Genomic DNA, 10928 nt, shown 5'->3' with positions numbered 1-10928 from the left:
GCTTCGACGAGACCGTCGCCGAACTGGACTCGTTCAAGCAGGGCAAGCGGCCGGCCCGGCAGGTCGCCTGACCGACGCCCGACCGAAGACGGACCGCAGGGGCCCGGCTCAGCGCCCGAGGCGTCCGAGCCGGGCCTCCGGCCGGTTCTCGATGGCCACGCGGGCCCGGTCCGCGTGCACCGGGGGCATCTCCGGTAGGTCGTCGACGCGGAAGAAGCGGGCGTCCGTGTTCTCCCCGTCGGCCGGGTACGGGTCGCCGGAGACCCACCGGCAGCGGAACGTGTGGTCGATGTACTGCGTCTCGTCGCCGTTCTCGTACACGACGGGGTCGGTCACGCTCATCCAGACGAGGCGGTCGACCTCGGCGACGACGCCCGCCTCCTCCCGCACCTCGCGAAGCGCGGCCTCGTGCGGCTCCTCCCCCGGGTCGACGATGCCGCACGCCGGCGACCAGGCCCCGTTGTCGGCGCGCCGCACGAGGAGGATCTCCTGCCCGGCCTCGCCGTCGCGGAAGACGACGGCCGTCGCCCCCGACAGCCACAGCGGGTGGGTGCCGATGCGGGCGCGCAGGTATTGGACGAACTCGGGCGTGGGCATGCGTCACAGGGTACGCGCTCGTAGAGTGCTGCCAACGACCGCGATCGGGGGCGGAATGCGCACCATCGACTGGGCCGGCGACGGCATCGACCTCATCGACCAGACGCTCCTGCCCGGACGCCTCGACGTCCGGCACGTCACCGACGTCGACACGCTCATCGCCGACATCCGGCGGCTCGCCGTCCGGGGAGCGCCGGCGCTCGGCGTCGCCGGCGCGCTCGGCGTCGCGCTCGCCTGCCGCACCGAGCCGAGCCCGGACGCCGTCCGCGCGGCCGCCGCGCGGCTGCGATCCGCGCGGCCCACAGCCGTGAACCTCGCCTGGGGCGTCGACCGGGCCCTCGGACGCCTCGGCGACGGCCCCGAGGCGGTCCTCGCCGAGGCCCTCGCCATCCGGGACGCCGACATCGCGGCCTGCCGAGCCATGGGCGAGCGCGGGGCGGACCTCGTCGCCGACCTCGCCGGCCGGGTCCCCGTCTCGGTCATGACCATCTGCAACACCGGCGGCCTGGCCGCCGTCGAGCGCGGCACGGCGCTGGGTGTCGTGCAGACGCTGCACGAGCGGGGCCACCTCACCGAGGCGTTCCCGCTGGAGACCCGGCCCCTGCTGCAGGGCGCCCGCCTGACCTGTTGGGAGCTCGACGCCATGGGCGCCCCGCATCGGCTCCTCGTCGACTCGGCGGGGCCGTTCCTGCTGCAGCGCGGCCTCGCGGACGCCGTCCTCGCCGGCGCCGACCGCATCGCCGCGAACGGCGACACGGCCAACAAGGTGGGCACGTTCTCGCTCGCGCTGGCGGCCCGGCGCGCCGGCGTCCCGTTCCTGATCGTCGCCCCCGAGTCGACCGTCGACCAGGCGACGCCCGACGGGGCGTCCATCGAGATCGAGGATCGCGGGCCCGCCGAGGTCGTCGGCGTCCTCGGGCACGCCACCGCGCCCGAGGGGACCGGCGCGCTGAACCCCGCGTTCGACGTCACCCCGCACGACCTGATCACCGCGATCGTGACCGAGGCGCGGGTCTGGCGTCCGGACGAGCCGGCCCCTGGGGTGCGATAAAGCGGAACGCGCCCGTTAATATGTGCGGTCTCTTCACCGAAAGGCGCTCCAAACTCTAGGCTGTGCACAGCGCCCCGGCGCGATGGCGAGGTTGGGAGGGAGCCCCGTGACCGACGACGATCTGTTGGCTTCCCCGGTGCGTCGCGACATCGTCGCGACGCTGCGTTCCCTGCCGTTCGTCTCCCTGGGCGACGAGCCCGACCGCCGCGCCGGCCTCACCGCGGCCCAGCTCGCCAAGCGACTCTCGCTTCACGTGACCACGATCCGCTTCCACGTCGACCAGCTCGTCGAGGGCGGCCTCGTCACCGCGCGCGACGAGCGCGGCAGCGTCGGCCGCCCGAAGCGCTTCTACTCCATCAATCTGGACGCCCCGGCCAACGTGGGGCCGGACGCCTACCGTCAGCTCGCCGAACTGCTCGGCGAGGCGCTGCTCGCGGCCGGTGAGGGCGAGCCGGTGCTCAGCCCCGAGGAGGCGGCGATCCGGTGGATCGACGAGCACCCCGAACTGGTGGTGACGGACGGGACCCAGACCACGCCGGCCACGTCCCCGGGCACCTGGCTCGCCAAGATCGGTCTGCTGGTCGACGTGCTCCAGCGGTGGGGCTACGCGCCGACGATCGCGACGGCCGAGCAGGGCCAGTCGTGCCGCCTCGACCTGCACGCCTGCCCGGTCCGCGAGCTGGCCCTCCAGAACCAGTCGGTCGCCTGCGGCGTCCACTGCGGCCTGATCCGCGGATCGCTCGACCTGCTCGGCGAGACCGACTGCAGCGTCGCGTTGACCCCCTTCGTCGAACCACACCTGTGCGTCGCCCTGCTCTCCAAGAACTCCGATTTCGTGCCCCTGGGAGGAACCACATGACCGACACCCAGCAGCGTCCGGCCGGGCTCGACGGGCCGTTGAGCGATGCCCTAGTCGGCACCCGTCGCTTCTTCACGCGGGGCGAGATCTCCCCCGACAAGCGCTCGCTGTACGAGGAGGGCGGGCGCGGCGACTGGTTCTACCGCGACCGCTGGGCCTACGACAAGGTGGTTCGCTCGACGCACGGCGTGAACTGCACGGGGTCGTGTAGCTGGAAGGTGTACGTCAAGGACGGCATCATCACGTGGGAGGCCCAGCAGACCGACTACCCGTCGCCCGGGCCCGACCGCCCCGACTACGAGCCGCGCGGCTGCCCCCGCGGCGCCGCCTTCAGTTGGTACACGTACTCGCCGACGCGCGTCCGGTACCCGTACGTGCGCGGCGTCCTGCTGGACCTGTATCGCGAGGCCAAGCGCGAGTACGGCGATCCGGTGCTCGCGTGGGCGTCGATCATGCAAGACGAGGAGAAGTCCCGCCGCTACAAGAGCGCCCGCGGCAAGGGCGGCCTCGTGCGCGCAACGTGGGAGGAGGCGGTCGAGATCGTGGCCGCCGCCCAGACCTACACGATCAAGCGCTGGGGGCCCGACCGCATCGCCGGCTTCTCGCCCATCCCGGCCATGTCGATGGTGTCGCATGCGTCCGGCGCGCGCTTCACGAGCCTCATCGGCGGCTCGATGCTGAGCTTCTACGACTGGTACGCCGACCTGCCGGTGGCCAGCCCGCAGGTCTTCGGCGACCAGACCGACGTGCCCGAGTCGGGCGACTGGTGGGACGCGAGCTACCTGCTCATGTGGGGCAGCAACGTCCCGCTCACACGCACGCCGGACGCCCACTGGATGACCGAGGCGCGCTATCGCGGCACCAAGGTCGTCGCGATGAGCCCCGACTACGCGGAGAACGTGAAGTTCGCCGACGAATGGGTGCCCGTCGCCCCGGGGACGGACGCCGCGCTCGGCATGGCGATGGGCCACGTCGTCCTGAAAGAGTTCTTCGTCGACAAGACGACGCCGTTCTTCGACGAGTACTGCAAGCAGTACACCGACCTGCCGTTCCTCGTGACGCTCGACGAGGCGTCCGACGGGGCGTACCGGCCCGGCAAGTTCCTCGTGGCCGGCGACTACGACAACGACCAGGCGGGCTCGGAGAACGCGATGTTCAAGCCGGCGGTCTGGGACGAGGCGACCGGCGCCCCGGCCATCCCCAACGGCACGCTGGGCCACCGCTTCGGCGACGAGGGCCTCGGCAAATGGAACCTCGACCTCGGCGACATCGCCCCGGCGATGTCGATGTACGGCGAGGGCGGCGAGTCGGTCGTGCTCGAGTTCCCGCGCTTCGACACCCCCTCCGGTGGGCCCGAGGTGCTGCGGCGCGGCGTCCCGGTGCGCCGCGTGGGCGACCGCCTCGTCACGACGGTGTTCGACCTGATGCTGGCCCAGTACGGCGTCCAGCGCGCCGGGCTCGACGGCGAATGGCCGGCCGGCTACGACGACCCGATGGTGCCCTACACGCCGGCCTGGCAGGAGACGATCACGAACGTCCCCGGCGAGCAGGCCGCGCGCATCGCGCGCGAGTTCGCGAAGAACGCCGAAGAGACGCAGGGCCGCTCGATGATCATCATGGGCGGCGGCACGAACCACTGGTACCACTCCGACCTGATCTACCGGACGATGCTCGTGCTGACCACGATCTGCGGCACCCAGGGCCGCAACGGCGGCGGCTGGGCGCACTACGTGGGGCAGGAGAAGGCGCGTCCGATCACAGGCTGGGCGAACCTGGCGTTCGCGCTCGACTGGGCGCGCCCGCCCCGGCAGATGATCCAGACCGGGTACTGGTACATCCACTCCGATCAGTACCGCTACGACACGTTCGACGCGGGAGCCCTGTCGGCCGGCAAGGCCGGCAACGGGCTGTTCGACGGCAAGACGACCGCCGACCTGTACGTGCAGTCGGCCCGCAACGGCTGGATGCCGAGCTACCCGACGTTCGACCGCAACCCGCTCACGCTCGCCGACGACGCGGAGGCCGCGGGCATGGAGATCGGGCCCTACGTCGTGCAGCAGCTCAAGTCGGGCGAGCTGAAGTTCGCGGTGGAGGATCCGGATGCCGAGGAGAACTGGCCCCGCGTGCTCATGCTGTGGCGCGCGAACCTGTTCGGCAACTCGGCGAAGGGCGACGAGTACTTCCTCAAGCACCTGCTGGGCACCGACCACGCGGTGACGGCCAAGGAGGCGTCCGGCGATCTGCGGCCGAAGGAGATGGTCTGGCGCGAGCAGGCGCCCGAGGGCAAGCTCGACATGGTCATGACGATCGACTTCCGCATGACGAGCTCGACCCTCATGAGCGACGTCGTGCTGCCGGCGGCGACCTGGTACGAGAAGCACGACATCAACACCACCGACATGCACCCGTTCGTCCACCCGTTCACGCCGGCGATCAGCCCGCCGTGGCAGGCGAAGACCGACTGGGAGACGTTCCAGATCATGTCCGACAAGCTGTCGGAGCTGGCGACGACGCACCTGGGCGTCCGGAAGGACGTGGTGGCGGTCGCCCTCACCCACGACACGCCGGACGCGATGGCGACGCCGCACGGCGTCGTCGCGGACTGGAAGACGGGTGAGGTCGAGCCGATCCCGGGCGTGACGATGCCGAAGCTGGCCGTGGTCGAGCGCGACTACACGCAGATCGGGGCGAAGTACGGCTCGGTCGGGCCGGTGCTCGACAGGCTGGGCGAGACGACGAAGGGCGTCACGTTCGACGTCACCTCGGCGGTCGACTACCTGAAGCAGAAGAATGGCGTCCGGCACGGCGGCGTCGCCGACGGGCGTCCGAAGCTCGACCACGGCATCAACGCGGCCGAGGCGATCATGGCCCTGGCCGGCACGACGAACGGCCACCTCGCGACGCAGGGCTTCAAGACCCTGGAGAAGCGGACCGGCACGCACCTGCACGACCTGGCGGCCGAGCACGAGGGCAAGATCATCACGTTCGCCGAGATCGTCGGGCAGCCGACGCCGGTCATCACGTCGCCGGAGTGGTCGGGGTCGGAGACGGGCGGGCGCCGCTACAGCCCGTTCACGATCAACGTGGAGCGGCTCAAGCCGTGGCACACGCTGACCGGACGCCAGACGTTCTACCTCGATCACGACTGGATGGACACGATCGGCGAGAAGCTGCCGATCTACCGCGGCCCGTTGAACATGACCCAGCTCTTCGGGGAGGCACCGATCGGTGACACGAACGAACTCGGGGTGTCCGTTCGGTACCTGACGCCGCACTTCAAGTGGGCGATCCACTCCCAGTACCAGGACAACTGGTTCATGCAGAACCTGTCCCGCGGCGGGCAGCAGATCTGGATGAGCGACCGGGACGCCGCGAAGGTCGGCATCGCCGACAACGACTGGGTGGAGCTCGTCAACCGCAACGGCGTGGTGAACTGCCGCGCGATCGTCAGCCACCGCATGCCCGAGGGGACCGTGTACATGTACCACAGCCAGGACCGGCTGATCGACGTGCCGCTCACCGACACCAACGGGCGCCGCGGCGGTATCCACAACTCGATGACGCGCATCCTGATCAAGCCGAGCCACATCATCGGCGGGTACGCGCAACTGTCGTTCGCGTTCAACTACCTCGGCCCGACGGGCAACAACCGCGACGAGGTGACGATGATCCGCAAGCGCTCGCAAGACGTCCAGTACTGAACCGGCTGAGGAGACACACGATCATGCGCATCATGGCCCAGATGTCGATGGTGATGAACCTCGACAAGTGCATCGGCTGCCACACCTGCACGGTGACCTGCAAGCAGGCGTGGACGAACCGCACGGGGATGGAATACGTCTGGTTCAACAACGTCGAGACCCGGCCGGGCCTCGGCTACCCGCGGCGGTACGAGGACCAGGAGAAGTGGAAGGGCGGCTGGACGCTGAACCGCAGCGGCAAGCTCACCCTCAAGGGCGGCAACCGTTTCATGAAGCTGCTCAACATCTTCAGCAACCCGAAGATGCCGGGGCTCGAGGACTACTACGAGCCGTGGACCTACGACTACGAGACGCTGCTGTCGGCGCCGCTGGGCAAGAACTTCCCGGTCGCGCGGCCGTACTCGCTGGTCTCGGGCAAGCCCATGCACCCGCAGTGGGGCTCCAACTGGGACGACGACCTGGGCGGCACCTACGTCACCGGCAAGGACGACGTGATGCTCAAGGGCATCGCCGACAAGGTGAAGTTCGAGTTCGAGCAGAGCTTCATGTTCTACCTGCCGCGCATCTGCGAGCACTGCCTGAACCCGTCGTGCATGGCGTCGTGCCCGTCGGGCGCGATCTACAAGCGCTCCGAGGACGGCATCGTCCTGGTCGACCAGAACCGCTGCCGCGGCTGGCGCATGTGCATCTCGGGCTGCCCGTACAAGAAGATCTACTTCAACCACTCCACCGGCAAGGCGGAGAAGTGCACGTTCTGCTACCCGCGCGTGGAGGTCGGCATCCCGACCGTCTGCTCCGAGACGTGCGTCGGCCGGCTGCGCTACATCGGGCTCATGCTGTACGACGCGGACGCGGTGCTGGAGGCGGCGTCCACGACGAACGACACCGACCTGTACGAGGCGCAGCGGGCCTGCTTCCTCGACCCGCGCGACCCCGAGGTCGCCCGCGAGGCCGAGCGCCAGGGCATCCCGCTGGACTGGATCGAGGCGGCCAAGCGGTCCCCCGTCCGCCGGCTCATCCAGGACTACGGGCTCGCGCTGCCGCTGCACCCCGAGTACCGGACCATGCCGATGGTCTGGTACATCCCGCCGCTGTCGCCGATCGTGGACGCCGTCCGCGGCACCGGCTACGACGCCGAGGACGCCGGCAACCTGTTCGGCGCGATCGACGCCCTGCGCATCCCGATCGAGTACCTGGCGAACCTGTTCACGGCGGGCGACGTCGCGCCGGTGCGGCTCGTGCTGGAGAAGATGGCCGCGATGCGCAGCTACATGCGCGACATCAACCTGGGTCGCGAGGGCGACGAGCAGATCGCCGAGGCGGTCGGCATGTCGGGGGCGGAGATGTATGAGATGTTCCGGCTGCTGGCGCTCGCGAAGTACGACGAGCGGTACGTGATCCCGACCGCCCACAAGGAGCAGGCGCACGCGCTGGAGGAGCTCGCGACCGACTGCCCGGTGGGTGGCGGCGGCTCGGGTCCGTTCGGCGAGGGGTCGGGCGCGGGCCCGGTGCCCGTCGCGATCCAGACGCTCGCGGAGACGAAGGCGCGCATGCAGGCCGACGACATGGCCGAAGTGCCCGGGTCGGTCTCGTACATGGAGTGGGACGGCCAGGGCCTGCCGGGGCGTCCCTCGCCTCAGGACGCCGCCGATCGCGTCGGCATCCCGGGTGAGGACGGGGTCGCGCGATGAGCCCGCTCCCCCGCTGGCTCGGGTTGCCTCAGGCGGCCCGGCCAGGCCGGGCGCGGCGGTCGTCCCCCGACGACGGGGCCGTCTCGCTCACGCGCGGGCAACTGCGCACGGCCTGGCAGGCGGTCTCGCTGCTCGTCGGCTACCCGGGCGACGAACTCCGCGCCCAGCTGCCGGCGCTGCGCTCGGCGATCGCCGAGCTGCCGGCCGAGGTCGGCGTCCCGCTGGGCCGCTTGGTCGAGCACCTGGAGAAGTCGGGGTCGGCCGCCGAGATCGACTACATCGACACGTTCGACTGGACGCGGAAGTGCAGTCTGTTCCTGACGTACTACGCGTTCGGCGACACGCGCAAGCGCGGCGTCGCGCTGGTGCGGTTCAAGCAGGCGTATCGGCGCTGCGGCATGGAGATCGGCGACGACGAGTTGCCCGACCACCTGTCGGTGGTGTGCGAGTTCGGCGCGTTCGGCGACCTGGACGTCGCGTGGCGGCTGCTCGTCGAGCATCGCGCCGGACTGGAGATGCTGCGGCTGGCGCTCACCGACCGCGAATCGCCGTGGGTGGACGCCATCGACGCGCTCTGCGCCACGCTGCCCCCGCTGGACGGGGAGGGCCGCGAGGCTGTCGCGCGGCTGCTCGCCGACGGCCCGCCCGGGGAAGACGTGGGCTTGGACGCCTACGCGCTCGACCCCAGCCTCAACGATCACGAGGCCGTCTTCAGCGACGGCTCTGAGTTCCTCGGCATGCCTCAGACGACAGGAGTCCGCTCATGACCACGTTCCTGTATGGGATCTTCCCGTACATCTGCTTCGCCCTGTTCGTCGTCGGCCTGCTGTGGCGCTATCGCTACGACAAGTTCGGCTGGACGACGCGCAGCTCGCAGCTCTACGAGAGCAGGCTGCTGCGGATCGGCAGCCCGCTGTTCCACTTCGGGCTGCTGATCGCGCTCGTCGGGCACGTGATGGGCCTGATCATCCCGAACACCTGGACGCTCGCGATGGGCATCAGCCAGGAGATGTACCACCTCTTCGCCGTCTCGGGCGGCATCGTGTCGGGGGCGATGATCGTCGTCGGGTTCACGATCCTGGTCTACCGGCGGCGCACGGTGAGCACGGTGTTCAACGCGACGACCATCAACGACAAGGTGATGTACCTCGTGCTGGGGCTCACGATCGTCTTCGGCATGTGGAACACGATCAGCACGACGATCGACCACCACTACGACTACCGCGAGGGCGTCTCGATCTGGTACCGCAGCCTGTTCGCGCTGAACCCGCAGCCCGAGCTGATGGGGCAGGCGCCGATCCAGTTCCAGCTGCATGCGATCGTCGCGTCGCTGCTGTTCGCGATCTGGCCGTTCACGCGACTCGTGCACGTGTTCAGCGCGCCGATCAGCTACCTGAACCGGCCCTACATCATCTACCGCTCGGCGGGCGATGCCCGGCCGGTCGGCACGGTGTCGCGGGCGCCGCGGCGCACCTGGGATCGCCCCGAGCTGACCAAGCGTGGCTGAGCGGAGCATGCCGGAGCGGGGGGCGTCCGACCTGGAGGCCGCGGCGTCCGCGTGGGCGCCGTGGATCGAGAGCGCGTGCGCGACGCTCGGCGTCGACCCGGCGCTCGTGGACGTGAGCCAGATCCACGATCTGTCGGGCGCCGTCGCGCGCGAGGTGGTTCGGCCGATGGGTCCGGTGGCGGCGTACCTGTGGGGCGTGGCCGTCGCGACCCATCCGGACGCCGACCCGGCCGAGTTGCGGCGTGCGATCGCGGCGGCGGCCGGGGGCGATTCCGAGGCCTGACAACGGAAGGGTCACGGCATCCCCGGGCGTGGGCGCCGTGGGTTACCGTGAGAAGGGACCGCAGGAGGTAACCATGTCCGACCAGCAGATCGCCCTTGTCACGGGGGCAACGCGCGGCATCGGCCGCGCGATCGCCCAGGAGCTCGGCCGCACGCACCACATCTTGGTGGGGGGCCGGTCCGTCGAGGCGGTGGACGCCGTGGTCGGCGAGCTGGGGGCGTCCGGGGTGAGCGCCGAGGGCTTCTTGTGCGACCTGACGGACGCCGCCGCGACGGCGCGGGCGACCGATCACGTGCGGCGGCTCGACGTGCTGGTGCACTCGGCCGGCATCGCGATGTCGGGCGAGGTCGGCGCGATGGGGCGCTGCGACTGGCGGCGGATCTTCGAGATGAACGTCATCGCGGTCGCCGACCTGACGCGGCTGCTGCTGCCGCGGCTGCGGGAGGCGCACGGGCAGGTCGTCGCGATCAACTCGGGGGCCGGGTTCCACGCGGGGCCGGGCGGCGGGCTATACGCGGCGTCCAAGTTCGCGCTGCGGGCGCTCACCGACGCGCTGCGCGAGGAGGAGCGCGGGGTCGTCCGGGTGTGCTCGGTACATCCGGGGCGCGTGGACACCGACATGCAGGTGCAATTGCAGTCCGAGAAGGGGCGGGAGTACGTGGCCGGGGAGCACCTGCGACCGGAGTCGGTTGCGCGGGCCGTCCGGCTGGCGGTGGACGCCAGCGACGAGGCGATGATCGAGGAGGTCGTCGTGCGTCCGGTGGTCAAGCGCTGATGATCTCGAGCGGGATGGACACGGTGACGGGGGCGTGCGGTGACGGGGTGGGCGTGCGGTGACGGGTGATGAGCGGTGACGGGTGATGAGCGCGAACTGGCGATCGCCTTGTTCAACGAGACGTGGGCGCTGCTCGACAACCCCGAGCGGACGCCGGAGGCGGACGATCGGATGATCCACGCGGCGCACGCCTCACGCTTTCACTGGGACAACGTCGGCACCGACGAGAACCGCGCCATCGGCGAGTGGCAGGTCTCGCGCGTGTACGCCGTGCTGGGGCGGCCCGAGCCGGCCCTGTTCCACGCGCGGCGGGCGCTGGAGTACGCCCGGCGTCCGGGAGTGCCGCTGTGGGTGTCGGCCAGCGCGGAAGAGGGGTTCGCCCGCGCGCGGCTCGCCGCCGGGGACGCCGAGGGCGCCTGGCTCGCCCGCGACCGGGCGTTGGGGCTGCTGGAGGACGTCGACGA

Annotated in this window: 10 protein-coding genes; 9 read left to right on the top strand and 1 reads right to left on the bottom strand. The window is 70.5% G+C overall.

The annotated features are described in order from the left end of the window. Positions 1–108: 108 nt before the first annotated feature. Positions 109–597: an NUDIX domain-containing protein gene (locus WMJ97_RS12020; protein WP_347349237.1), complete on the bottom strand. Its 489-nt coding sequence runs from the start codon at positions 595–597 to the stop codon at positions 109–111. 55 nt (positions 598–652) lie between these two features. Here WMJ97_RS12020 and mtnA point away from each other — a divergent pair, with 55 nt between their 5' ends. The 9 genes from mtnA to WMJ97_RS11975 form a co-directional block, all read left to right on the top strand. Then, positions 653–1648, top strand: coding sequence for an S-methyl-5-thioribose-1-phosphate isomerase (gene mtnA / locus WMJ97_RS12015; RefSeq protein ID WP_347349236.1), 996 nt, complete (start codon positions 653–655; stop codon positions 1646–1648). Positions 1649–1754: 106 nt separating this feature from the next. Next, on the top strand, positions 1755–2507 hold the full coding sequence (locus tag WMJ97_RS12010; protein WP_347349235.1) for a helix-turn-helix domain-containing protein: 753 nt from the start codon (positions 1755–1757) through the stop codon (positions 2505–2507). Continuing rightward, complete coding sequence (locus WMJ97_RS12005) at positions 2504–6208, top strand: nitrate reductase subunit alpha (protein ID WP_347349234.1); 3705 nt, start codon at positions 2504–2506, stop codon at positions 6206–6208. Before WMJ97_RS12010 ends, WMJ97_RS12005 begins: the two co-directional genes overlap by 4 nt. Positions 6209–6231: 23 nt before the next feature. Continuing rightward, complete coding sequence (narH, locus tag WMJ97_RS12000; RefSeq protein WP_347349233.1) at positions 6232–7899, top strand: nitrate reductase subunit beta; 1668 nt, start codon at positions 6232–6234, stop codon at positions 7897–7899. Next, entirely contained in the window at positions 7896–8666 is a 771-nt protein-coding gene (narJ, locus tag WMJ97_RS11995) for a nitrate reductase molybdenum cofactor assembly chaperone (RefSeq protein WP_347349232.1), read from the top strand. Before narH ends, narJ begins: the two co-directional genes overlap by 4 nt. After that, positions 8663–9406, top strand: a complete 744-nt coding sequence (narI, locus tag WMJ97_RS11990; protein WP_347349231.1) for a respiratory nitrate reductase subunit gamma — start codon at positions 8663–8665, stop codon at positions 9404–9406. The genes narJ and narI overlap by 4 nt, the downstream gene beginning before the upstream one ends. Further along, complete coding sequence (locus WMJ97_RS11985; protein ID WP_347349230.1) at positions 9399–9689, top strand: DUF6457 domain-containing protein; 291 nt, start codon at positions 9399–9401, stop codon at positions 9687–9689. Before narI ends, WMJ97_RS11985 begins: the two co-directional genes overlap by 8 nt. A gap of 73 nt (positions 9690–9762) precedes the next feature. Then, positions 9763–10464, top strand: a complete 702-nt coding sequence (locus WMJ97_RS11980; protein WP_347349229.1) for an SDR family oxidoreductase — start codon at positions 9763–9765, stop codon at positions 10462–10464. A gap of 75 nt (positions 10465–10539) precedes the next feature. Beyond that, on the top strand, positions 10540–10928 hold a 389-nt coding region (locus WMJ97_RS11975), incomplete at its 3' end, for a hypothetical protein (protein ID WP_347349228.1).

Origin of the sequence: Nigerium sp., assembly GCF_039811905.1 — a bacterium.
Taxonomy (GTDB): domain Bacteria; phylum Actinomycetota; class Actinomycetes; order Propionibacteriales; family Propionibacteriaceae; genus Propioniciclava.
The sequence above is the reverse complement of the archived record's forward strand: the minus strand, read 5'-3'. Positions and strand labels throughout refer to the sequence as shown.

Coding starts and splice junctions, on each gene's coding strand:
- narH (WP_347349233.1), top strand. CDS start 6,232: ATGCGCATCATGGCCCAGATGTCGATGGTGATGAACCTCGACAAGTGC.
- narJ (WP_347349232.1), top strand. CDS start 7,896: ATGAGCCCGCTCCCCCGCTGGCTCGGGTTGCCTCAGGCGGCCCGGCCA.
- WMJ97_RS11980 (WP_347349229.1), top strand. CDS start 9,763: ATGTCCGACCAGCAGATCGCCCTTGTCACGGGGGCAACGCGCGGCATC.
- narI (WP_347349231.1), top strand. CDS start 8,663: ATGACCACGTTCCTGTATGGGATCTTCCCGTACATCTGCTTCGCCCTG.
- WMJ97_RS12020 (WP_347349237.1), bottom strand. CDS start 597: ATGCCCACGCCCGAGTTCGTCCAATACCTGCGCGCCCGCATCGGCACC.
- mtnA (WP_347349236.1), top strand. CDS start 653: ATGCGCACCATCGACTGGGCCGGCGACGGCATCGACCTCATCGACCAG.
- WMJ97_RS12005 (WP_347349234.1), top strand. CDS start 2,504: ATGACCGACACCCAGCAGCGTCCGGCCGGGCTCGACGGGCCGTTGAGC.